22 protein-coding genes are annotated in these 21517 nt (G+C 71.3%); 5 read left to right on the top strand and 17 right to left on the bottom strand.

All coding sequences use genetic code 11. The features are described 5' to 3' along the window. Window positions 1-2: 2 nt before the first annotated feature. The 5 genes from J7E93_RS04540 to J7E93_RS04560 form a co-directional block, all read right to left on the bottom strand. Window positions 3-584, bottom strand: coding sequence for a hypothetical protein (locus J7E93_RS04540; protein WP_215065932.1), 582 nt, complete (start codon window positions 582-584; stop codon window positions 3-5). Between the two features lie 32 nt (window positions 585-616). Then, the gene (locus J7E93_RS04545) at window positions 617-1267 is read right to left on the bottom strand and encodes a pilus assembly protein TadG-related protein (RefSeq protein ID WP_215065970.1); all 651 of its coding nucleotides are present in this window, start codon (window positions 1265-1267) and stop codon (window positions 617-619) included. Window positions 1268-1269: 2 nt separating this feature from the next. Continuing rightward, window positions 1270-1494, bottom strand: a complete 225-nt coding sequence (locus J7E93_RS04550; protein WP_251066042.1) for a Flp family type IVb pilin — start codon at window positions 1492-1494, stop codon at window positions 1270-1272. Between the two features lie 105 nt (window positions 1495-1599). Beyond that, window positions 1600-2295, bottom strand: a complete 696-nt coding sequence (locus J7E93_RS04555; protein ID WP_215065933.1) for a response regulator transcription factor — start codon at window positions 2293-2295, stop codon at window positions 1600-1602. Then, entirely contained in the window at window positions 2292-3539 is a 1248-nt protein-coding gene (locus J7E93_RS04560) for a histidine kinase (protein WP_308367762.1), read from the bottom strand. The genes J7E93_RS04555 and J7E93_RS04560 overlap by 4 nt, the downstream gene beginning before the upstream one ends. Between J7E93_RS04560 and J7E93_RS37955 the strand changes: the two genes are divergently transcribed. Next, the gene (locus J7E93_RS37955) at window positions 3526-3708 is read left to right on the top strand and encodes a hypothetical protein (RefSeq protein ID WP_308367779.1); all 183 of its coding nucleotides are present in this window, start codon (window positions 3526-3528) and stop codon (window positions 3706-3708) included. The genes J7E93_RS04560 and J7E93_RS37955 overlap by 14 nt on opposite strands. On the opposite strand, the gene J7E93_RS04565 is transcribed toward J7E93_RS37955, so the two are convergent. The 8 genes from J7E93_RS04565 to J7E93_RS04600 form a co-directional block, all read right to left on the bottom strand. Further along, window positions 3695-4582, bottom strand: coding sequence for a DUF5936 domain-containing protein (locus J7E93_RS04565; RefSeq protein WP_215065935.1), 888 nt, complete (start codon window positions 4580-4582; stop codon window positions 3695-3697). The genes J7E93_RS37955 and J7E93_RS04565 overlap by 14 nt on opposite strands. A 15-nt stretch (window positions 4583-4597) precedes the next feature. Then, window positions 4598-5539 (bottom strand): type II secretion system F family protein, encoded by a 942-nt coding sequence (locus J7E93_RS04570; RefSeq protein WP_215065936.1) that lies wholly within the window; start codon window positions 5537-5539, stop codon window positions 4598-4600. Between the two features lie 12 nt (window positions 5540-5551). Next, window positions 5552-6892, bottom strand: coding sequence for a CpaF family protein (locus J7E93_RS04575; RefSeq protein ID WP_215065937.1), 1341 nt, complete (start codon window positions 6890-6892; stop codon window positions 5552-5554). Next, window positions 6889-7380, bottom strand: a complete 492-nt coding sequence (locus J7E93_RS04580; protein WP_215065938.1) for a TadE/TadG family type IV pilus assembly protein — start codon at window positions 7378-7380, stop codon at window positions 6889-6891. Before J7E93_RS04580 ends, J7E93_RS04575 begins: the two co-directional genes overlap by 4 nt. Before the next feature lie 2 nt (window positions 7381-7382). Beyond that, a complete protein-coding gene (locus J7E93_RS04585; RefSeq protein ID WP_215065939.1) occupies window positions 7383-7748 on the bottom strand; it encodes a TadE/TadG family type IV pilus assembly protein in 366 nt (121 codons plus the stop codon). Further along, window positions 7745-9025: a P-loop NTPase gene (locus J7E93_RS04590; RefSeq protein ID WP_215065940.1), complete on the bottom strand. Its 1281-nt coding sequence runs from the start codon at window positions 9023-9025 to the stop codon at window positions 7745-7747. The genes J7E93_RS04585 and J7E93_RS04590 overlap by 4 nt, the downstream gene beginning before the upstream one ends. A 7-nt stretch (window positions 9026-9032) precedes the next feature. Beyond that, the gene (cpaB, locus tag J7E93_RS04595) at window positions 9033-9743 is read right to left on the bottom strand and encodes a Flp pilus assembly protein CpaB (protein ID WP_215065941.1); all 711 of its coding nucleotides are present in this window, start codon (window positions 9741-9743) and stop codon (window positions 9033-9035) included. Between the two features lie 195 nt (window positions 9744-9938). Then, window positions 9939-10805 (bottom strand): hypothetical protein, encoded by an 867-nt coding sequence (locus J7E93_RS04600; protein WP_215065942.1) that lies wholly within the window; start codon window positions 10803-10805, stop codon window positions 9939-9941. Window positions 10806-11206: 401 nt separating this feature from the next. On the opposite strand from J7E93_RS04600, the gene J7E93_RS04605 reads away from it, so the two are divergent. The 4 genes from J7E93_RS04605 to J7E93_RS04620 all read left to right on the top strand — a co-directional run bounded on the left by J7E93_RS04605 (window position 11207) and on the right by J7E93_RS04620 (window position 17509). Beyond that, the gene (locus J7E93_RS04605) at window positions 11207-12910 is read left to right on the top strand and encodes a chitinase (RefSeq protein WP_215065943.1); all 1704 of its coding nucleotides are present in this window, start codon (window positions 11207-11209) and stop codon (window positions 12908-12910) included. A gap of 327 nt (window positions 12911-13237) precedes the next feature. Then, the gene (locus J7E93_RS04610; RefSeq protein WP_215065944.1) at window positions 13238-14587 is read left to right on the top strand and encodes a M14 family metallopeptidase; all 1350 of its coding nucleotides are present in this window, start codon (window positions 13238-13240) and stop codon (window positions 14585-14587) included. A 115-nt stretch (window positions 14588-14702) separates the two neighbouring features. Continuing rightward, window positions 14703-16670 (top strand): serine/threonine-protein kinase, encoded by a 1968-nt coding sequence (locus J7E93_RS04615; RefSeq protein WP_215065945.1) that lies wholly within the window; start codon window positions 14703-14705, stop codon window positions 16668-16670. Continuing rightward, the gene (locus J7E93_RS04620) at window positions 16652-17509 is read left to right on the top strand and encodes a TIGR04222 domain-containing membrane protein (RefSeq protein WP_215065946.1); all 858 of its coding nucleotides are present in this window, start codon (window positions 16652-16654) and stop codon (window positions 17507-17509) included. Before J7E93_RS04615 ends, J7E93_RS04620 begins: the two co-directional genes overlap by 19 nt. 118 nt (window positions 17510-17627) lie before the next feature. Here J7E93_RS04620 and J7E93_RS04625 read toward each other — a convergent pair whose 3' ends face one another. The 4 genes from J7E93_RS04625 to J7E93_RS04640 all read right to left on the bottom strand — a co-directional run bounded on the left by J7E93_RS04625 (window position 17628) and on the right by J7E93_RS04640 (window position 21434). Further along, window positions 17628-19076, bottom strand: a complete 1449-nt coding sequence (locus tag J7E93_RS04625) for a GntP family permease (protein WP_215065947.1) — start codon at window positions 19074-19076, stop codon at window positions 17628-17630. 101 nt (window positions 19077-19177) lie between these two features. Continuing rightward, window positions 19178-19588, bottom strand: a complete 411-nt coding sequence (locus J7E93_RS04630) for a RidA family protein (RefSeq protein ID WP_158989855.1) — start codon at window positions 19586-19588, stop codon at window positions 19178-19180. Next, complete coding sequence (locus J7E93_RS04635; RefSeq protein ID WP_215065948.1) at window positions 19585-20334, bottom strand: IclR family transcriptional regulator; 750 nt, start codon at window positions 20332-20334, stop codon at window positions 19585-19587. The genes J7E93_RS04630 and J7E93_RS04635 overlap by 4 nt, the downstream gene beginning before the upstream one ends. Beyond that, complete coding sequence (locus J7E93_RS04640) at window positions 20331-21434, bottom strand: sugar kinase (RefSeq protein ID WP_308367770.1); 1104 nt, start codon at window positions 21432-21434, stop codon at window positions 20331-20333. The genes J7E93_RS04635 and J7E93_RS04640 overlap by 4 nt, the downstream gene beginning before the upstream one ends. Between the last annotated feature and the right edge of the window lie 83 nt (window positions 21435-21517).

Raw genomic sequence — 21517 nt, forward strand, 5'->3', positions numbered from 1 at the left:
CCTCAGGAGAGTTTGATGGTGCCGGGTTCGAAGGTGGGCAACTGGAACGAGACCTCTGTGGTGCCGGCCGGAGGGGCCGGGAACTGCATGAAGACGGCGGTGGACCGCCCGGGCCCGAGGCCAGGCAACGCCGTGGTGGTCAACGGCCGTCCATCGGTGTCCCGCAGTACGTAGTAGCGCTTCTTGCCGACAGAGTCCACGAGCGTGGCGCCACCCAGCGAGTTGCCGTGCTTCACCACCTCGGTCTCATCCCCGGCCGTTTGGGCAGGGATGGCTGCAGCGGAGCCCGAAGTGTTCGTCAGCCTTCCCTTGATCGTCAGAAACCCACCGGTGTCGCGTTCTGCCACGTTGATGGAAAGCTCCAACCCCCTCTGGCCTTTGAGAGAGGCGAGCACTTCCGGGGGCTCCTGAGTCTGCGTCTCCGCATTACCGCCACTGGCCTTGGGAGTGCGGGAGCTGGCCGCGGGCTTGTCGCCCTTCTGCTTGTCCTCACCACCGCATCCGGTTGCGACGAGGACCAGTCCGACCGCAAGGGCAACGGCGGCCATTCCCCTGCGGGCCTTCCTTGCGTACCGATCGCTCATGAAACGCGCTTCCTTTACTCGTCATTCGACGGTCAGTCGGCCAGTCGGACAGTGAAGAGGTCTACGGCACGTGGCAGTCGCGGTCGATCCGGGTCGATCTCCCAGGGCTCGCCGGCGCACCACAGGCCAAGGATCGGGCCGGGGTCGCTCGGCGTGGGTGCCGGATCGGGACCTGGCGGCTCAGGACCTGGCGGCTCCGCAGGGGGTTCGGGAGCCTTGAAGGTGCAGCGTGGTTCGATCACGGCCTTGGCCGACGCGACGGCGTGCTGCTTGTCCGTCCCCGGGATCACCGATCCACCGACGGTGTTCAGCGTGCGCACGGTCACGCTGAAACCTTCCTCGCCATCGAGAGGCACGCATCCTTCGTTGCCAAAGAGTTTCGCGTCGTTCTTGGCGGCGAACACACCCGCGCGCCGGCAGGCCGGATCCGTGAGGAAGCGTTCGCCGTCGAGGAAGTCAGGCCACTCGGCAGGGGTGAGTATGACGTCCAGCCAGCCGTCCCGGAGCTGTTCGCGCGCATCTTGGGCTGCCGCCAGCGCGGCCGCGTCAGCAGCCGTCTGCGCACCGTTACGGGTCGAGGCCGCCTGGCCGACCGCAAAGTACACGAACGCAAGCAGGAGCAGCCCTGCCACGACCGTGATGTAGATGGGAAATGCCTGGCCGGAGTCCCGCCTACCGCTCAGCGCTACTCGCCGCCGCCACCGGTGAGTTCGGTGATCTTCTGGGAGATCGCCGTCTTGATCGACTGACCGATGTCCGTGCCGGTGATCGCGATCACGATCGCCACCACCACCACGATGATCCCCAGATACTCGACCGCCGTCTGTCCCCGGTCCCTCGACCCCCCTCGTACCCAACCCGCCACGTGCACCCTGGCCTTGGTCGTGGCCTTCAGCAGCATGTCGGTCATCCTGACCCCCTCCGTCCGCGCCGATGCCGGCATCGGCACCGTACGCCTGCGACCTGGGCGGGGAACAGGGTCCGGGGGCCCAAAGCGCCGTGCGGGGTGCGGGGGTCATGAGAGGGGCCTTGTGCCGAGCCAGGCTGCTATCGCCTCGCTTCTCGTCGTGCTGTGGAGTTTCGCGAAGATGCGGTTGATGTGGTTCTTGACCGTCTTCTCGCTGATGAAGCAGGTGTCCGCGATCTGCCGATTGCTCAGGCCCGACGCGATCAGGTCCATCACCTCCGCCTCCCTCCCACTCAGACCGAACTGTCCCACATTTCGTTGCACCTGCGAAGTGGTTCGGGGAAATTCCATGGGACCCCAAAGACTTGGACCCATCCCACCATGTGCAGTCGCACGCACCACCCCCACCAACGCATTCGCCGCCGTCGGCGTGAAGTGGGCCCGGCCCGCTCTCACGTCGTGGACCGCCGTCACCAGCTCGTCCGCCGTGAACTCGCCGTGGACCAGGTAGCCCCCCGCGCCCAGCCGCAGCGCCTCCTGCACCACGTCGCCCTCCCCGCTGTACGTCAGCATCAGCACCGGGGCCAGCCGCGCCAGCTGCGGCAGGGCCGTGAGGCCGTCGACGTTCGGCATGCGGACGTCCAGGAGGACCAGGTCCGGGCGGTGGCGTTCCGTCTCCGCCAGGGCCGTGCCGCCGTCCGGGGCCTCCGCCACCACGCGGATGTCGGAACGGCCTTCGAGGAGGGAGGTCAGTCCGGCCCGGACGACCGGGTTGTCGTCGGCGACGACCACCGTGAGTGTCATGCGCCGGCCGCCTTTCGCACCGGCAGCTCCAGGCGTACTTCCGTACCCTTCGCCGCCCCGCCCCTCCCGATCCTGAGCCGCGCCCCCACCCCCGCCGCCCGCTCGACCATCCCCACGAGACCGAAGTGGCCCGCCCGGCGCAGGCCGTCCAGGGTGGTCCCCGGGGGCAGGCCGCGGCCGTCGTCGCGGACGCTGATGCGGAGCAGGCCGGCGACGACCCCGGCCGAGACGTCGACCCGGGTCGGGCGGGCGTGCCGGCCCGCGTTCTCCATCGCCTCCGAGGCGATCGTGAGGAGCTGGCGCGCCACCGCGTACGGGACGGGTGGCACCGCCGCCTCCCCGACGCCCCGGTACGCCGCCTCGATGCCCGAACGGCTCGCGAACTCACGTACGCGATCCGACAGTTCCGCGTCCAGGTCCACGCCCACGCTCCCGTACGACTGCCTGCGCAGGTCCGACAGAAGCTCGCGCGACTCCCCCGCCGCCCTTCGCGCCGAACGGGCGACCAGTTCCGCCCGGTGCCGGACCTCCGGCGGATCCATACGGTCCGCCGAGGCCGTCGAAGCCGCCAGGCCGTCCGCGGCCAGCGCCAGGCCGTGCAGGGTCTTGGCCACCGAGTCGTGCATGTCTCGGGCGAGACGGGCCCGTTCCTCCTCCACCGCCTGGGCGGCGGCGAGGCGGGCGCGGGCCTCCGTGAGGGCCTGCGTGGCAGCGCCGAAGCGGAGCAGGAGGTTACGGATCGTCACGCCGAGCGCGCCCGTGATCACGCACAGGCCGGGGAGCAGCGTCGCCTCGCCGAGCGTCGGGTCGAGATGGTGCGGGTCGGAGGTGTGGAGGGCGAGCAGTATCAGCGACTGGAGGCAGGCGAAGAAGGCGGCGCCCCGCCAGCTGTAGACGAGGCCGGCGAGGAGCGGGGTGCAGACGCTCACGTAGCCGAGGGTGCTCTGCGGGCCGGCCGTGACGAGCAGCAGCGAGCCGAAGAGGGTGTCGGCGGCCAGCAGCGTCGGATGCCTGAGGAGCAGGGGGCCGAACCGTTCCCAGTCCCTGAACAGCACGTACGACCCCATGAAGGTGACCAGGACCGCCGCGCCGACGAGCCAGGTCGCGAGGCCGTCCGCCGCACCGAGCAGGGCGGCCGGGCTCGCCAGGGCGATCATGGCCAGGCGGAAGCCGAAGACCTGGCGGCACATCGCCTGGAGGGCGTTGACCTGGATGTCCGGAGTGCTCGCCATGCCCCCCGGCACAACCGGGGCACTCGCCCCGCCCGGGGCACTCGCCCCGCCCGGGGCACTCGCCCCGCCCGGGGCACTCGCCCCGCCCGAGGCACTCGCCACGCCCGGCATACCCGGAGCGGCCGCCGTTCCCGGCGTGCTCAAGGCCCTCACCGGTCCCATCGGTCTCACTCTCCCGTGATCGAGCCGAAGTTCGTACCCGTACCCAGGAACAACCCCGCCCCCAGCAGAATCATCGTCGCCGGGACCATCAGCGTCGTGATCACCATCGTCGCCTTCGGGACCGCCTTCGCCGCCTTCCTCCGGGCGTTCTGGGCATCCGTCCTGCGCATGTCGTTGGCGATCTGGATGAGCGTGTCGACGATCGGCGCGCCGAGCTCCTCGCCCTGCTGCAGCGCCGTGACGAACTGGGCCACCTGCTCTGAGTCGTTGCGCCTGCGCAGTTCGTCGAAGGCCTGCCGCCTGCTCACCCCCATGTCCATCTGCCGCAGGGTGATCCTGAGCTCGTCCGCCCACGGCCCCTCGTACTTCTCGGCCACCCGGTCCAGCGCCTGCCGGAAGCCGAGGCCCGCGCTCACCACCACGGCCAGCACGTCGAGGAAGTCGGGCAGGGTCCGTTCGATCTGGTCCTTGCGGATACGGATGGCCGACCAGATGCCGACCTCGGTCCAGAAGGCGCCGAAGGCGAAGAGGAGCAGCGCGACGACCACGTCTCCGTTGGAGAGCATGACCAGGCCGCCGAGACCGCCGAGGAAGCCGTAGACCGCGCGCCTCGCCCCGTACCGGTCGATGGTCAGACCCCCGGGGTTCCCCGCCAGGTCGATTCTGCGGCGTACGACGTTGACCCGCTTGGGGCCCATCGCGCGCAGGACGGCGGCGGACCAGCGCATGCCGAGCCGGTCCACGACGGAGTCGACGGCGCCGGTGCGCGTGGAGCCGACCTCCAGGGCGAGCTGGAGGTCGCTGGGGAGTTTGGCTTCCGCCCGGTAGAGGCGGATGCCGTAGAGGATTCCCGCGACGGAGAGGCCGGCGGCGAGTGCGAGCAGCAGTTCCATGGCGACTCCAGCCCCTCAGACGTCGATCTTCGAGAAGCGGCGGATGACGACGAAGCCGACGACGTACAGCGCGAAGGCGGCGACGACGGCGAACTGTCCGAGCCCCGAGCCGGTCATCCGGTCGAGCGCGCCCGGCTGCATGTTGTCGATGAGCAGCAGCGATCCGATGCCGATGACCGGGACCGCGTACGCCGTCATGCTCACCTGGGACAGCTGGGTACGGACCTCCCGGCGGGTCTCCTTCCGCTCCTCCAGCGTCTCGGTGAGGTTGCGCAGCGAGGTGACGACCGTGCCGCCCGCCTTGTTGGCGAGGACGAGGGTGGTGACGAGGACGACGAGTTCGCGGGAGGGGAGGCGTTCGGCGAGTTCGCCGAGCGCGTCGTCGATGGAGGTGCCGACGGCCAGCTGCTGGGCCACCCGCTCCAGTTCGTCCCCGGCGGGCGCCTCGAGTTCATCGGCGGCCATGCTGAGCGCCATGCGCAGCGCGAGCCCGGCCTGGGTGGCGTTGGCGAGGATCCGGGAGAGCTCGGGGAGCTGGTTGATGAACTTCTCGATGCGTTTCTGCCGCTGCCAGTTGAGGAATCCCATCGCGACCCATACGCCGAGGAAGCCGCAGATCGGTCCGAAGAACGGGGAGAGCACGGCCTGTCCGGTGATCCACAGGGCGGCCACGGTCACCGTCATGCAGACGACGAACTCGCCGGGGGTCAGGTCGAGGCCGGTGGCGGAGATCCGCAGTTCCAGCTTCCTGCCGAAGCCGGTGCGCCGGACGCGCCGGTCGAGGGAGCGGAAGCGGCGCCTTCGGCGGCCGGTCGGCTCCGGCTCGCCGGTCTGGGTGAGCCGGGCGACCAGGGCGGCGCGCTGGGCGGATCCGCTCGCGTACGTGTGGACGCCGGCCACGCCGAGGACGCAAGCGAGCAGTGCGACGCCGACCACCGGCCAGGTGAGGTCGTTCATGTGGTGGTCCCCCTACTTCGCTTCTCGGGTGGCGAGCTGCTCGTCGGACGCGGCCACCCCGAAGGCCTGGGGGATCGGCTGACCCGCCATGTAGAGCCGGTCGGCGACCCGTCGCGGCAGCGGGTGGTACTCGTACACCCCGTACACCCGTCCGTCGGCCGCCGGCGGCTGGGCGCGGAAGCGGCAGACGGTGGCGAGCGTGAACCGTTCGCGCCCGTTGGACGCCAGGATGGCTATCTCGGTGATCCGGCGGGTGCCGTCGGCGTGCCGGGTGAGCTGGACGAGGACGTCGACGGCGCTGTTGATCTGGTCCCTGAGCGCCTCGAAGGGGACCTTCACCTCCGACATGGACGCCAGGGTCTGGAGCCGCATCAACGCGTCCTCGGCGGAGTTGGCGTGGACGGTGGCGAGCGAGCCGTCGTGTCCGGTGGACATCGCCTGGAGCATGTCGAGGGTCTCGCCGCCGCGGACCTCTCCGACGACGATACGGTCGGGGCGCATGCGCAGGGAGTTGCGGACGAGGTCGCGGATGGTGACCTGGCCCCGGCCCTCGACGTTCGGGGGGCGGCTCTCCAGGCGGATGACGTGGGACTGCTGGAGCTGGAGTTCGGCCGAGTCCTCGATGGTGATGACCCGCTCGCCCTCCGGGATGAGTCCGGACAGGGCGTTGAGGAGCGTGGTCTTTCCGGTGCCGGTCGCGCCGGAGACGATGACGTTGAACTTCGCCTGGACGAGGCCGGCGAGCAGGAACAGCATCTGCTCGTCCAGCGAGCCGAGGCCGATCATCTCCCGCAGGGTGTAGGCGCGGGGGAAGCGGCGGATCGTCAGGGTCGCCCCGGTCAGGGAGAGCGGCGGGATGATCACGTTGACGCGCTCGCCGGACGGCAGGCGGGCGTCGACCATGGGGTTGGACTCGTCGACCCGCCGGTTGACGGTGGAGACGATCCGCTCGATCGTCTGCATCAGCTGTTCGTGGGAGGCGAAGCGCAGTGGCAGCAGTTCGACGCGGCCGGCGCGTTCGATGAAGATCTGGTCCGGTCCGTTGACCATGATCTCGGTGATGGAGGCGTCTTCGAGGAGGGGTTCCAGGACGCCGAGGCCGAGTGCTTCGTCGACGACCCGGCGGATCAGCTGGGCCCGTTCGGCGGTGGAGAGGACCGGACCCTCGCGGCTGATGATGTGCCCGAGTACGCGCTCCAGCCGGGCCCTGCGCTCGGCGGCGGCGAGGGCCGACATCTCGGTGAGGTCGATCTCCTCCAGGAGCTTGGCGCGGAAGGAGGCGACGAGATGGCCGTCCTCCCTGCCGCCCGCGCCGGTCTCCTCGGGGGCGCTGATGCGTGCCCGCAGGCTCATGAACCGTCCTCCTGCGACTGGGACTGGGGCTGGGACTCGGGCCCGGACGCGGCCCCGGACTCCGACTCCGACTCGGACTCGGACTCGGACTCGGACTCGGACTCGGACTCGGACTTCGGCAGGGTCGCGGTTTTCGTCACGTCACCGAAGTCCCAGAAGGGAACGACCGACGGGATCCGGACTTTGACCGTCGCGGTGACCTCGCCCTCGCCGTCGGGGGCGGAGACTTCACTGCGTTCGGCGATCCAGCCGCTCATCGCCGACCGTCCCGCCGCTTCGGGGCCGATCCCGGCCGTGTCGTGCGTGGCGGCCCGGGCCGCGGCCCGCGCGCCGGTGCCCGCCTGCTGCGCGGCGTACGCGACGAGTCCGAGCTGGATGCCGGCGAGGGCGATGAGCAGCAGGATCGGCAGGAACCCGAGGTACTCGACGGCGGCCTGACCCCGGTCACGGTCACGGTCGCCGACGCGGACGTGGTTCTTCGGACGCATGGTCAGTCCCTCTTCTCCCGTACGGCTCCGGCCTCACCGATCACCCCGAAGGGGAAGCTGATCGCCCCCGGGAACAGCACGGGCACCTTCAGCCGTACCGTCGCGTGGACCATGTCCGTACCGGGGTCGCACCCCACCTCCGCGCCCGCGCTCCACGCTCCGTCCAGGTGCCGCATCGCCGCCGCCCCGCAGTCGTCGCCCACCGCCCCCGCCCGGGCCGCCTCGTCCGCCGCGTTCCCGGCGAGCGTGTACGTGTAGCCGACCAGGACGCACTGCCACAGCAGCACCAGCGTGAGCAGGATCAGCGGCACCATGCCGAGGAACTCGATCGCCACCTGCCCCCTGTCGTCCCGGTACGACGCCTTCATGACCGTCGCCCTCCCCCGCGCCGCCGCAGGCCCACCGACCCGCGGTCGTTGCCGCGGCTCACCCTCGCGAGCTGCTTGCCCGGCTGCGAGGCACCGGCCCCGCCCGGTGCCGCCACCAGTCCCAGCTCCCCGGCGAGCGACCACAGTGCCTGCTTCACCGTCGACCGGGCGTCAAGGTCGTGCATCCGGCCCGCGTCCACCACCCCTTGGAGCTCCTTGAAGTTGGCGGGCACGACCACGCCCGCCATCCGGGTCCCGGTGATCTTCTGGATGAGCGCGGGCTGGATCTCGGTGGAGCGCGTGTACCGGTTCACCAGGCAGACGCTCTCCTCGGCCTTGCGGACCTGGAGGCGGTCCCACATGCGGACGACCCGCTTCGCCGCCCGGACGGCGACGACGTCGGGGGTGGTGACCAGGACGGCCGCGTCGGCCATCTCGACGGCTGCGGCGTTGGCGCCGGTGAGGTACGTACCGCAGTCGACGACCACGACGTCGTAACGGGATCGGAGCGCGCTGACGATCTGGCGGGCGGACCGGTCGGCGACCTCTTCGCCACGTTCCCCCTCGCCGGGTGCGAGGAGGAGGGCGATGCCCGTCTCGTGGGTGTAGAGGGCGTCTTGGAGGACGCGGGGCGAGATGTCGTCGACGGCGGCGAGGTCGGCGACGGAGCGCCGGAACTGCACGTCGAGGTAGGAGGCGACGTCGCCGCCCTGGAGGTCCAGGTCGACGAGGGCGACGGTGCGGCCCGAGGCCCGGGCGGCGAGGGCGAGCTGGACGGCGGTGACGGTGGCGCCGACGCCGCCCTTGGCGCCGCTGACGGTGACGACGGTGCCGCCGGGGCCGGTGAGGACGTCCGCGCCGGCGCCGAGGTGGCGGCGGACACCGACGGACCACTGGGCGGCGGCCTGGACGCGGCTGGCCAGCTCCTCGTAGCCGAGGGGCAGGGTGACCAGGCCCCGGGCGCCGGAGTCCATGGCGGCCGAGAAGAGGACGGGGCTGGCGTCGGCGGTGATGAGGACGACCCCGACGGCGGGGAAGCGGAGGGCGACCTCGCGGATGAGTTCCAGGGCCGGGACGGGGCCGATCCGCTCGTGGACGAGGACGACTTCGGGCAGTTCGTCGAGGGAGTCCGCGGCCAGCCGGGCGAGGGTGTCGACGAGCTCGGTGGAGTCGGTGACGGAGGCGGCGGGCTCGGTGTCGGGGAGCTGGCTGAGCAGTGTGGTGACGGACCGGGCCGCGTCGGCGTCCGCGACGGCCGGCAGGATCCTGGTGGTCATACCGGCCTCACTTGTCCTTGTCGAGCGTGTAGGTGCGGTCGCCGGGGGCGAGCGTGGGCTCGCTGCCGGGGGCGACCAGTGCGAGGCGTACGTGTTCGGCGAAGGACTCGGCGTAGGCGACGCGCTGGGTGTCGAGGGTGGAGAGGGCGAAGGTGATCGGCACGGCCTCGGTGGCGCGGTTGCTGCTCCGATCGTCGCGGTCGGCGCTGATCGGAGTCAGCTTGCCGACGTCGAGGACCCGGGCGTTGCTGACGATGACCTTGGACTGGGCGGCCTGTCCGTCGCGTTCACCGGCGAAGGTGGCGTAGATGTTGACGGTCGCACCGGGTGTGATCTTGCCGGCGACTCCGGTCGCGGCGTCGATCATGATGGCGATCTCCTGCTGGCCCGGCTGGAGCGCGGGCCGTTTCACGATCATGTCGGACTGCAGCAGGGATCCGGCCTGGAGCCTGGTGACCGCGATCTTCCCCTCGATCTGCGAGAGATCGGTGACGGCGGTCTCCGACAGCCAGCGCTTCGGCATCGAGATCTTCTCGAACTGCGTGGAGCCCAGCGGGGTGTAGGGATCGACATTCTCCTTGATCCGGTACGCCGTCACCTCGGGTCCGACCTTGGAGTTCACGTCGCCGATCACCGAGAGGACGCCGGCGAAGGCGCCCAGGACGCACAGCACGGAGAGCAGCAGGAGGATGACGCCACGGCGCTGGCGGGAGTTCATTGCCGTACAACCTCGATCGGATACGTGTGGCTCGGCGGACGGGGGACGTAGGTCGGGGAGGAGGACAGGAACGACGGGGAGGGCTGCCGAGCACGGGCCACGAGCTCCCGATGACGCGACAGGGGCGCCGGGTCACCGGCCACGGACGCCGGGTCACGGGACACGGACGCCGGGTTACGGCACACGGGCGCCCGGTTACGGGACACGGGCGCCGGTCCCCAGTGCCCGGGTCTCCGCCGGGGAGGTGGGCAGGGGGGCCGAACAGAAGCCGCAGCGGTCGCCGATGAGTTCCATCCGGCACCAGTGACAGGTCTCGCGCCGCACCGAGGAGACCAGGTGGTGGAGGACCGCGATGTCGGGCAGGTGGGCGGCGAACTCCACCAGGCGGCCGGTGCCCCACCAGCGGGGTGACTCGGTCGGCAGCGGTGCCTCCTGCACCCCCTGGACCTGCCACCGGGGGGCGAGGGTGGAGGTGGCCCAGTCCGTCTGGAGCTGCCCCCTGGCCAGGACGAGCTGGGTGGCGAACTCCGGGCCCGCCGGCGGCTCCGCTCCCGGTCCGAGCCTGACCAGATGCGGCACGGGGCCGGCGAGCACGGCGAACTGGGCCCCGGGCATCCAGCCCTTGAGGTGCGACTTCAGGCTCACCGGTACGCGGTCGAGCTTGGCCACGGAGCCGAGGACGGCCCCGGCGTAGATGTAGTGGGCGAGGAGCCGGGCGGCGGAGGCGACCACACCGGGGCTGAAGTCGCAGACGGACAGCTGCCGCAGCTGCCGGGCGAGCACGGCCGTGCCGAGGGGCGGCAGATCGGACTTCACCAGGGCGATCCGGTCGCTCTCCAGGAGGGACCGTACGGCGTGCAGCCGCTGCTCCGTCGCGGTCGGTACGGAGGAGGGGAAGACCACGATCACATGGCCGTACCGGTCGAGGAGGAGCTGCAGATCCGCGACCGCGGGGGCCAGGGGCTGGGTCTCCGGCCCGGGTAGGACGGCCGCGGTGGGTGTCTGCTGGTCGGTCGGTGGCAGCACCAGGTCAGCACTGGTGACCGCAATCGCTGTCGGCACGTCAGGCTCCCCGTCCACGTCACTCACCGCGTTCACCGCGTCACTGCGCCCTGCGTGAGTGCACTTTATCCACGAGATACGGGGTGGTGAACAGACAATCCGTTAAGCGAAGGCGGTTTCTTTGGGCCCGCCGTGGGCCTTCCGTGGGCCCCTGATGGGTCCTCGGCGGACCCACGGCCGGACCCACGGCGGACCCAAGGCGGGTCTGTCACCGGTCGGCGGTGGGCCCACCATTGGGCCCCAGGACCCATGCGCCAACCCCCGTCGCCGCCAGAGGTCTTGACAACTCGATTGGTCTGGACCAGCTTGTTCCTCCAGCGGTGGCCACCGTTCCCCACTCCTCCACTCCCCCGACTCCCCGACCCTCCCGACTTCCCCAACTCCCCCACCGGAGGCAGCAAGTGGACCGCACCACCACACGCTCCCGCAGATGGCTCGGCAGCACCCTGGCGCTCGCCGTCGGCTCCGGGCTCGTCCTCGTCGGCGGCGCCGGCACCGCCCAGGCCGCGGACGTCAACGTGGCCAAGAACGCGGGGTTCGAGTCCGGGACCGCCAACTGGACTTGTTCCGCCGGCAGTGGCACCGCCGTCTCCTCGCCGGTACGGACCGGCGCCCGGGCCCTCAAGGCCACCCCCGGCGGCCAGGACCACGCCAAGTGCACCCAGGTCGTGGCCGTGAAGCCCAACTCGACGTACACCCTGAGCGCCTGGGTGCAGGGCGGGTACGCCTACCTCGGCGCGAGCGGCACCGGGACCACGGACGTCTCCACCTGGACCCCGGACAGCTCCTCGTGGAAGCAGCTGACCACCACCTTCACCACGGGCGCGAGCACCACCTCCGTGACGGTCTACACCCACGGCTGGTACGGACAGGCCGCGTACCACGTCGACGACGTCTCCGTCTTCGGCCCCGACGGGGGCGGCGGCACCGACCCGGACCCCGTCGTCCCCGCGACCCCCGCCGACCTCGCCGCCGGCTCGGTCACCTCGTCCTCCGTCGCCCTGAACTGGAACGCCGTGTCCGGCGCGACGGGGTACAAGGTCTACCGCAACGGCACCCTCGACCGGTCGGTGAGCGGGACCTCCGCCACCGTGACCGGACTCGCCGCCAACACCACGTACCAGTTCCAGGTCTCCGCGACGAACGCGGCGGGCGAGTCCGCGAAGTCCGCCACCGTCTCGGCGCGGACGAGCGAGGTCACCACCCCCGGCCCCGGGCCGGCCGTGCCCAAGCACGCCCTCACCGGCTACTGGCAGAACTTCAACAACGGCGCGACCGTCCAGAAGCTGCGGGACGTCCAGGCGCAGTACGACATCATCGCCGTCTCCTTCGCCGACTCCACCGCCACCCCCGGCCAGATCGTCTTCAACCTCGACCCCGCCGTCGGCTACGCGTCGGTCGCCGACTTCAAGGCGGACATCGCGGCCAAGAAGGCGGCCGGCAAGTCCGTGATCATCTCGGTCGGCGGCGAGAAGGGGAACGTCACCGTCAACAGTGACGCCTCCGCGACCACCTTCGCCGACAGTGCCTACGCCCTCATGCAGGAGTACGGCTTCAACGGGGTCGACATCGACCTGGAGCACGGCATCAACTCCACGTACCTCACCAAGGCGCTGCGCCGGCTGTCCGCCAAGGCGGGCTCGTCGATGGTGCTGACGATGGCACCGCAGACCATCGACATGCAGAACACCGGCACCGAGTACTTCAAGACCGCGCTCGCCGTGAAGGACATCCTCACGGTCGTCAACATGCAGTACTACAACAGCGGTTCGATGCTGGGCTGCGACGGCAAGGTCTACAGCCAGGGCTCGGTGGACTTCCTCACCGCGCTCGCCTGCATCCAGCTCCAGGGCGGCCTCGACGCCTCCCAGGTCGGCCTCGGGGTGCCCGCCTCCACCCGCGGCGCGGGCAGCGGCTACGTCGACCCGTCGATCGTGAAGAACGCGCTGGACTGCCTGACCCGCGGCACCGGCTGCGGCACCTTCAAGCCGGCGCAGACCTGGCCGAACCTGCGGGGCGCGATGACCTGGTCGACCAACTGGGACGCGACGGCCGGGAACGCCTGGTCGAACGCGGTCGGCCCGCACGTCCACAACCTGCCGTGACGACGCCGTGAACCGGTGGCGCCGCCGCTCCTCGGCGGCGCCATCCGCGTCTGTCGCGGCATGCGGTGGTCGAGCACGAGGTCGATCCGGTCGATCCGGTCGATCCACGGCGACCGCACGACCGCCACGCGAGCGCGCCGAATACACGCTGCCCATGCCGCCTTCGCCTAGCTTGTGCTCGACCTCGTACGTACCGATCGGCGTCCCCCCGCGCACAGTATGGCCGAACACGACACCTTGACCGGCACATGCCAAGCCCCCGACGATGTGCCCGGACACCCGCACCAGTTTGTCGCACACCCCCACACTCCCCACCCAGGAGACAGCATGCGACTTCGCATTCGCGGAAGAAGGTCCGCCACCCTCGCGGCCCTTCTCGCGCTGGCCGTGGCGACGCCACTCGCCGCAAGCGCGACTCCCGCCGGGGCCGACCCGGCGCCGACCGCCGCCACCTCCCCCGCCGCCGAAGAGGTGATCCGGCAGTACGAGGTCGCCGGACCCTCCACCGTGGCCGCCCGCACCGCCCTCGCCGCCACCGGCGTCTCGATCGACGAGGTGGACGCCCGCTCGGTCGTGATCAGCGCCGACGCGGAACAGCTGAGGAAGGTCAAGGCCCTCGGCTACAAGGTCACCGTCCTGCCCGCCCCTCCCACGCGCACGGTCGAGGGCCTGGGCGTCACCCCGCTCGACTTCCCCTCCGCCGACTCGCGCTACCACAACTACGCCGAGATGAACGCCGAGATCGACCAGCGACTCGCCGCGTACCCGGGAATCATGAGCAAGCGGGTCATCGGCAAGAGCTACCAGGGCCGGGACATCGTCGCCATCAAGATCAGCGACAACGTGGGCACGGACGAGGCCGAGCCCGAGGTCCTCTTCACCCACCACCAGCACGCCCGCGAGCACCTCACCGTCGAGATGGCGCTCTACCTGCTGCGCGAGCTCGGCGCGGGCTACGGATCCGACTCCCGGATCACCAACGTGGTGAACAGCCGCGAGATCTGGATCCTGCCGGACCTCAACCCGGACGGTGGCGAGTACGACATCGCCTCCGGTTCCTACCGGAGCTGGCGCAAGAACCGGCAGCCCAACGCCGGCTCCAGCTACGTCGGCACCGACATGAACCGCAACTGGAACTACAAGTGGGGCTGCTGCGGCGGCTCCTCGGGCTCCACGAGCTCCGAGACGTACCGGGGCGCCGCCCCCGAGTCCGCCCCCGAGGTGAAGGTCGTCGCCGACTTCGTCCGCTCCCGCGTGGTGGGCGGCAAGCAGCAGGTCAGGGCCGCCATCGACTTCCACACGTACAGCGAACTGGTGCTCTGGCCGTTCGGCTGGACCAACGCCGACACCGCGCCCGGCATGACCCAGGACGACCGCGACGCCTTCGCCGCCGTCGGGCGGAAGATGGCCGCGAGCAACGGCTACACCGCCGAGCAGTCCAGCGACCTCTACATCACGGACGGGTCGATCGACGACTATCTCTGGGGCGCGCAGAAGATCTTCGGCTACACCTTCGAGATGTACCCGACCTCGTCCTGGAACGGCGGTTTCTACCCGCCCGACGAGGTGATCGAGCGCGAGACGAGCCGCAACAAGGACGCCGTGCTGCAGCTCCTGGAGAACGCGGACTGCATGTACCGCTCCATCGGCAAGGCCTCGCAGTACTGCACGGCTTGATATCGATTCCGTGAACTCCCTGTCCCGGCTCCGTCCGGGACAGGGAGAACCGTGGCCGAGCCGCTCCCGTCGTGCCACTGTGGAGGCCGACCGGTACCCACGGGGGAGGTACGGCATGACGGGGGCACGTGTCGAAGAGCTGCGCGGGGACGATCCACGACAGCTCGGTCAGTACCGGCTGCTCGGCCGGCTCGGTTCCGGCGGCATGGGCCGGGTCTATCTCGGCCGGACCCGCGGCGGGCGGCTCGTCGCCGTGAAGACGCTGCTCGCCGAGGGGGTCGTCGGCGAGACCGACCGCCGGCGCTTCGCCCGTGAGGTCGCGCTCGCCCAGCGGGTCACCAGCGTCTACACCGCCCAGGTGCTCGACGCGGACGCCACCGCCGACCGGCCATGGATGGCGATCGAGTACATCGCCGCTCCCTCGCTCGCGGAACTGGTCCGCGCCAAGGGCGTGCTGCAGGCCTCGGCCGTACGGTGGGTCGCGGCCGGGACGGCGGAGGCGCTGGTCACCCTGCACCGGATGGGCATCGTCCACCGGGACGTGAAGCCCCAGAACATCCTGCTGCCGCTGGCCGGCCCGCGCCTGATCGATTTCGGCATCTCGCACGCCAGCGATCTCACGCGAACCCAGCTCACCCTCGGGACCATCGCGTTCACCTCGCCGGAGCAGGCCAGAGGTGAGGAGTCGACGGCGGCGGCCGACGTCTACTCGCTCGGCGCCACCCTCTTCCACCTGGCCGTGGGCCGGCCGCCCTACCCCGAGGACGGAGACACGCTGCGGCTGCTCTCCCGCGTCCAGCGGGGCGATCTGGACCTGGGCGGGCTGCCGAAGGAGCTCACCCCGCTGATCCGCCCCTGCCTCGCCGCGGAGCCGGCCGCCCGGCCAGAACCGGCCGCCGTGCTCGAGCAGTTCACCGCCTCGATCTCCGGTCTGCCGAACTCCCCGAGCGGCAACCGCTGGCTGCCGCCGCGCTGGACGGAGCTCATCGGCGCCTACGAAAGCCAGGGGCGCCGATTCCAGGAGACAGGGGCGCGGGAGGCGGAGGCGCCGACCGTGGACCAGCGGACGAGCGCGGTCCCGCCGCCGGACCCGACGAGGGTGCTTCCCGAGGAGCGGGAGCGCCGCGCCGACCGGGCGCAGGCGGCACAGGCCGCACGGGCCGCGCAGGCCGCCATGGCCGCGGCCCTCGCCGCCCAGGAGGAGGCGCTCAGGCGCGCCCGCGCCTCCGGGACGCCGCCTACGGGACGTACCGGAGCCGCCCGTTCCGGACCAGCCCGCACCCCCGCCGCGCGCACCCCTGCCGCACGTACCCCCGCCGCCCGCACCCCTGCCGCACGGACGTCACCGCCGCGGACACCGCCCGCGCGGACACCCCCGGCGCCCGCTCCCGCGCCGTCGGGCGGGGGCGGCGGCAGGAGCGGCGGCGGCTGGTTCGGGATCTTCCTCCTGGCCCTCGTCGCGTTCTTCTTCTACCAGGCGAACACCGACGACGGCTCCGGCTCGTCAGGCAGCGGCTCGTCGTCCTCGCGCTCCACCTACGGCTCCACGTACACCCCGCCGCCGACGCCGACACCGGACGCCGAGGACCGGTCCTTCCGTTCCGTCGACAGCGGGGACTGCCTCACCGCGTTCGACGACGGCTACGACTCCTGGTCGACGGGCACCCCGCAGACGGTCAGCTGCTCCGCCGCCAACGCCTATCTGCGCGTCACCTCGGCGACCGAGGGCATCGACTTCGCGGACTGCCCCTCCGGGAACGGCCGTGGCTACTGGTACCACTCCGGCTCGCGCTACGACTTCGCCACCACGCTGTGCGTGGAGCGGCAGTTCCGCAAGGGCCAGTGCTTCGTGGCCAAGCGGAGTGGTGACACCATCACCTCGTCACGGACGCTCAACCTCTGGAACTGCGACGCGACCAAGGTCCCCAAGGGCTACAACACCGTTCTGCAGATCACCGGTTACTACAAGGCCGAGAAGTCCTATCCGGCCGGCTACTGCTCGCGCGGCCGCGACGACCGGAACGTCTACTGGACCTACGAGGTCGACGGGGGAAGGAACGTGCTGTGTACGACGGCGGTCTGACGGTGCTGGTACCGGCCCTGGCGGGCGGGGCGACGCTGCTCCGCTTGGTGGGCAGGCGCGCCGAGGGCTGTGCGCCGGTGTGGCCCGCTGACGCTCCCGACCCGGCCGATCCGGCGGCCATGGCCCTGCTCGCCGGCGGTCCGGAGCGGGTCGCGGACACGGTGCTCCTCGGCATGCACCAGTCCGGGCTCCTCGTCCTCGACGGGAGGAAGGCGCGTGCGGGCGAGCGCGAGGACGACGGCTCGGAGCCCCTGCGCCGGCTCGTACGGGAGAGGACGGCCGGGGGCGCGGTGGCTTCGCACCGGCTGCACGCGGAGCTGGTCAGGTCCGCCCCGGTGCGGGCCCTGGACCAGGCGCTGGTCAAGGACCGGCTGTTGCGGCCGCTCGCGCCGCTGCGCGCGTGGCGGCGGGCCTGGCGGTGGCACCTCGCGGTCTGTGTGCCCTCCGTCCTCCTCGGGCTGTTCGCGGCCGCCGGCGAGACCGGTGCGGCCTGGCTGAACCCCACGTCGCTGCTGGCGTGCGCCCTGTTGGTCGCCGGCCTCTTCCTGGCTCCCTTCGACCGGCTCTCGCCGCAGGGCCGGCTGACCCCGGCGGGCGGGGCGGCCCTGGCGCGGCTGCGGACGACCCACCGTCACCTCGACAGTTCCGCCTGGGCGAACGCCCCCGCCTGCGGACACGCAGGGGGCCACACCGATCCGGAGGGGATCGGCGTGGCCCTGTTCGGTACGCGCGCGATACGGGACAAGGGGCTGCGCCTCGCGATCAGGAAGGCGCACGAGCGGCCGTCCTCGTCGTCCTGCGGCGGGTGTGGCGGCGGGTGTGGTGGCTGCGGCGGCTGAGCCGGACGCCCGCCAGGAGTACCGGGGGCGCCAGTGCATGGCCAGCGGGTGCCTCGCCCGGCGGCGCCTCCGCGCCCATGTGTGCCTCGCCCGGCGGCGCCTCGCCCGCGCCTCGCCCCTAGACGGCGAGGCTGAGGGCCGCCGCGACCGCGAAGCCGGCCAGGGAGAGGACCGATTCCAGGACCGTCCAGGACTTCAGGGTGTCCCGTTCCGAGATCCCGAAGTACTTGGCGACGATCCAGAAGCCGCCGTCGTTGACGTGCGAGGCGAAGATCGAACCGGCCGAGATCGCCATGATGACGAGGGCGAGGAAGGCCTGCGAGTGGTCGCCGCCCTCGACCAGCGGCAGGACGATGCCGGCCGTGGTGACGATCGCGACGGTCGCCGAGCCCTGCGCGACCCGCAGGACGAGCGAGATCAGGTAGGCGAGGACGATGACGGGCAGGCCCACGTCGTTGAAGGTGTCGGAGAGCGCCTGGGCCACGCCGCTCGCCTTGAGGACGGCGCCGAAGACACCGCCGGCGCCGACGACGAGCAGGATGTTGCCGACCGGCTTGAGGGACGACGTCGACACCTGCTCCAGGGACTTGCGGGACCAGCCGCGCCGGATGCCGAGCAGGTAGTACGCGAGGACCAGCGCGATCGTCAGGGCGACGAACGGGCTGCCGAAGAACTCGACCACCGAGCGGAGCGTCGACTCGTCCAGGGCGATGGAGGAGAAGGTCGCGGCGAGGATGAGGACCAGCGGCGTACCGATGATGAAGAGGACCGTGGAGAGCGCGACCGGCGCCTCGGAGGCGGCGCCGCTGCGCTCGGCGGCGACCTTCGCCCTGGCCTCCTCCGCGGCCTCCAGCATGTCCTGCGGGACCTCGACGAAGATGCGCCTGCCGATCCAGGCGGCGTAGGCCCAGGCGGCGAGGACGGCGGGAAGGCCGACGACGACGCCCATGAGGATGACCCAGCCGAGGGAGACGTGGAGCAGGCCGGCGGCGGCGACCGGGCCGGGGTGCGGCGGCAGGAAGGCGTGGGTCATGGACAGACCGGCGAGCAGCGGCATGCAGTAGAGCAGGATCGATTTGCCGGATCGGTTGGCGGCGGCGTAGACGATCGGCGCGAGGACGAAGATGCCGACGTCGAAGAAGACCGGGATGCCGAAGATGAGGCCGGTGAGGCCCATGGCGAGCGGGGCGCGCTTCTCGCCGAAGAGGCCCAGGAGGCGGGAGGACAGCACCTCGGCGCCGCCGGAGACCTCGAGTATCGCGCCGAGCATGGTGCCCAGGCCGATGATGATGGCGACATGGCCGAGGATGCCGCCCATGCCGTTCTCGATGACGGAGGTGGCGGCGGACTTCTGGACGGTGCCGAAGAGTTCGGTGACGGAGAGACCGGCGGCGAGGCCGACGCCGATGGAGACGGCGAGCAGCGCGACGAAGGGCTGCAGCCTCACCTTGATGATCAGGACGAGCAGGAGGGCTATCCCGAGAGCGGCGACGGTGAGCAGGCCGGGCGTGCCGGGAATCAGGAGCAGGAGACCACCGGTGTGGGGTGGCGGAGCGGTGGGGGTCATGGCGGGGACCTCGCGTTTTTGGGTAGGGGGGAGCGCGGCACGGCGTCCCGGGGACGAACGCCGTGCCGTGGAGCGGCGGTTTCAGCAGAATCAGCTCAGGTTCAGTCGAGGACCGCGAGGGCGTCGATCTCGATGAGGAGGCCCTTGGGAAGGCCGACGTAGACCGTCGTACGGGCGGAGGCGGGGGCCTTGAGGCCCTGCTCCTCGAAGTACGCGTTGTAGATCTCGTTCATCTCGGCGAAGTGGTCGACGTCGGTGAGGTAGACGCGCATCATCATCACGTCGTCCCAGCTCGCGCCGCCCTCCTCCAGGATCGCCTTGACGTTGGCGAAGGTCTGGAGGGTCTGCTCGCGCAGGGTCGGACCGGCCGGGGTGGGCGCCTGGCCCTCGACGGCGGGCAGGAAGCCGACCTGTCCGGCGACCTGGAGGATGTTGCCCTTCCTGACGCCGTGCGAGAACTTCGCCGGCGGGGCGGTGTGGGTGGCGGGGGTGAGGGCGGTCTTCTCGGTCATGCGTGGTCCTTGCCTGAGTAGTCACGGCTGATGGCGTCGGCGGTGCGGCGCACCAGCGGGAGCAGGGTGAGGAGTTCCTCGGCCGTCACGACCACATTGGGTGCCGAGACCGACATGGCGGCGGCGACCCGGCCGTCGGCGCCGCGGATGGGGGCGCCGACGCAGTTGATGGACTCCTCGTGGCCACCGAGGTCGGTGGCCCAGCCCTGTTCGCGTACGGTCGCCAGCTCCTGGAGGAAGGCGGCGGCGTTCGGGATCGAACGGGGCGTGTACATGGGGTAGTCGAGCTTGGCGGCGAGGGTGCGCCGCTCGGGCTCGGGGAGGTCGGCGAGGAGCAGCTTGGCGACGGCGGCGACGGTGATCGCGACGGGCTTGCCGATGCGCGAGTACATCCGGACCGGGTAGCGGCTCTCGACCTTGTCGATGTAGAGGACCTCGCCCTCCTCGTACACCGCGAGATGGACGGTGTGTCCGATCTGTTCGTTGAGCGCGGTGAGGTGGGGGTGGGCGATCTCGCGGATGTCGAGGTTCTCGACGGCTTCCTGGGCGAGCGCGAAGAGGCGGGCGCCGAGGCGGTAGCGCTGGTCCTGCTGGCGGTAGACGAGTCCGTGCTCGTGGAGGGTGCGCAGCAGGCGCAGGGCGGTGGACTTGTGCACCCCGAGCCGGTCGGCGACCTGTCCGAGGTCGGCGGGGCCCTGCGCGAGCAGCGGCAGGATGCTCAGCGCGCGGTCGACGGTCTGGCTCATGGCGTACGTACCTCCTGGTCCTCCCCCGTCCAGCCGGGGCCGAGGTGAAGTGTCCCCCAGGCCTCGTCGTCGAGGGCGACGAGCCGGTCGGCGTGCGCGATCCAGGAGGAGCGCTGGGAAGCGGCTCCGTGGGGGGTGGCGGCCGGGCGGCGGGTGGGCGGGTGCCCGAGGTCGCCGGGGACGGTGAGGGCGGCGGCGGCCATGAGGTGCCCGTGCCGGAGCCGGTCGCGTACGGGCAGCCCTCGGAGGGTCGCGGAGAGGAACCCGGCGGCGAAGGCGTCCCCGGCGCCGACGGGTGCGACGACGTCGACCCGGGGGGCGCGGACGAGGGTGGCGGTGGCGTCGGTGTCCTCCGTGCCCCCGCGCGCCCGCGGCCTGCGGTCGAAGGCGATGGCCCCGCCCTTGCCGAGCTTGACGACGACGAGGGAGGGCCCGGGCAGGGCGTCGGCGATGGCGGCGGCGCCCCGCAGTCCCCACGCCTCCTCCGCCTCGTCCGCGCCGACGAAGACGAGGTCGGCGGCCCGGGCCAGTTCCAGCAGGGTGCGGCCGCCGGCGGCGGGGTCGGCCCAGAGGCCGGCGCGGAAGTTCATGTCGAAGGAGACCGGCGGCCGGCCCGGCCGGGGCGCGAGCAGCTCGCGCACCAGCGCCAGGCAGTCGTCCGACAGGGCCGCCGTGATTCCGGAGAGGTGGAGGATCCGGCCGTCCGTGACGGAGTCGTACGGCACGGTCCCCGGCGACATCGCGGAGGCCGCCGAGCCCGCCCGGTAGTACACGACCTCGTGCTCGTCGGTCGCCCGGTCGGTGGCGGTACGGAAGTAGACCCCGGTCGGCCGCGCGGTGTCGCGACCGACCGCGGAGACGTCCACCCCGTAGGCCCCGATCGCCCGGACCAGGTGGTCGCCGAAGCCGTCCTCCCCCACCCGGCTGACCCACTTCACGCGGTGTCCGGCCGCCGCCAGCGCGCAGGCCACGTTGGACTCGGCGCCGCCGATGGTACGGGTGAAGGAGGGGACGTCGGCGAGGCGGCCCGGCCGGGTGGGCAGAAAGGTGACCATGGACTCGCCGAGGCAGACGACGTCCACGGGCGGGGTTCCGGTCACCTTCGGGGCTCCTCGTCGATCATGCGGGTCCATTGACCCGGCGTTGGCCCGGATGTTAGACAGCAACAAGCGATATGCGCAAT

It is taken from the genome of Streptomyces sp. ISL-36 (genome assembly GCF_018614205.1).
GTDB lineage: Bacteria > Actinomycetota > Actinomycetes > Streptomycetales > Streptomycetaceae > Streptomyces.

Excerpts from the sequence above, each read along its gene's own strand:
- J7E93_RS04540 (WP_215065932.1), bottom strand. The coding sequence starts at position 584 with ATGAGCGATCGGTACGCAAGGAAGGCCCGCAGGGGAATGGCCGCCGTT.
- J7E93_RS04550 (WP_251066042.1), bottom strand. The coding sequence starts at position 1,494 with ATGACCGACATGCTGCTGAAGGCCACGACCAAGGCCAGGGTGCACGTG.
- J7E93_RS04555 (WP_215065933.1), bottom strand. The coding sequence starts at position 2,295 with ATGACACTCACGGTGGTCGTCGCCGACGACAACCCGGTCGTCCGGGCC.
- J7E93_RS37955 (WP_308367779.1), top strand. The coding sequence starts at position 3,526 with ATGCCCCCCGGCACAACCGGGGCACTCGCCCCGCCCGGGGCACTCGCC.
- J7E93_RS04565 (WP_215065935.1), bottom strand. The coding sequence starts at position 4,582 with ATGGAACTGCTGCTCGCACTCGCCGCCGGCCTCTCCGTCGCGGGAATC.
- J7E93_RS04570 (WP_215065936.1), bottom strand. The coding sequence starts at position 5,539 with ATGAACGACCTCACCTGGCCGGTGGTCGGCGTCGCACTGCTCGCTTGC.
- J7E93_RS04575 (WP_215065937.1), bottom strand. The coding sequence starts at position 6,892 with ATGAGCCTGCGGGCACGCATCAGCGCCCCCGAGGAGACCGGCGCGGGC.
- J7E93_RS04580 (WP_215065938.1), bottom strand. The coding sequence starts at position 7,380 with ATGCGTCCGAAGAACCACGTCCGCGTCGGCGACCGTGACCGTGACCGG.
- J7E93_RS04585 (WP_215065939.1), bottom strand. The coding sequence starts at position 7,748 with ATGAAGGCGTCGTACCGGGACGACAGGGGGCAGGTGGCGATCGAGTTC.
- J7E93_RS04590 (WP_215065940.1), bottom strand. The coding sequence starts at position 9,025 with ATGACCACCAGGATCCTGCCGGCCGTCGCGGACGCCGACGCGGCCCGG.
- cpaB (WP_215065941.1), bottom strand. The coding sequence starts at position 9,743 with ATGAACTCCCGCCAGCGCCGTGGCGTCATCCTCCTGCTGCTCTCCGTG.
- J7E93_RS04610 (WP_215065944.1), top strand. The coding sequence starts at position 13,238 with ATGCGACTTCGCATTCGCGGAAGAAGGTCCGCCACCCTCGCGGCCCTT.
- J7E93_RS04615 (WP_215065945.1), top strand. The coding sequence starts at position 14,703 with ATGACGGGGGCACGTGTCGAAGAGCTGCGCGGGGACGATCCACGACAG.
- J7E93_RS04625 (WP_215065947.1), bottom strand. The coding sequence starts at position 19,076 with ATGACCCCCACCGCTCCGCCACCCCACACCGGTGGTCTCCTGCTCCTG.
- J7E93_RS04630 (WP_158989855.1), bottom strand. The coding sequence starts at position 19,588 with ATGACCGAGAAGACCGCCCTCACCCCCGCCACCCACACCGCCCCGCCG.
- J7E93_RS04635 (WP_215065948.1), bottom strand. The coding sequence starts at position 20,334 with ATGAGCCAGACCGTCGACCGCGCGCTGAGCATCCTGCCGCTGCTCGCG.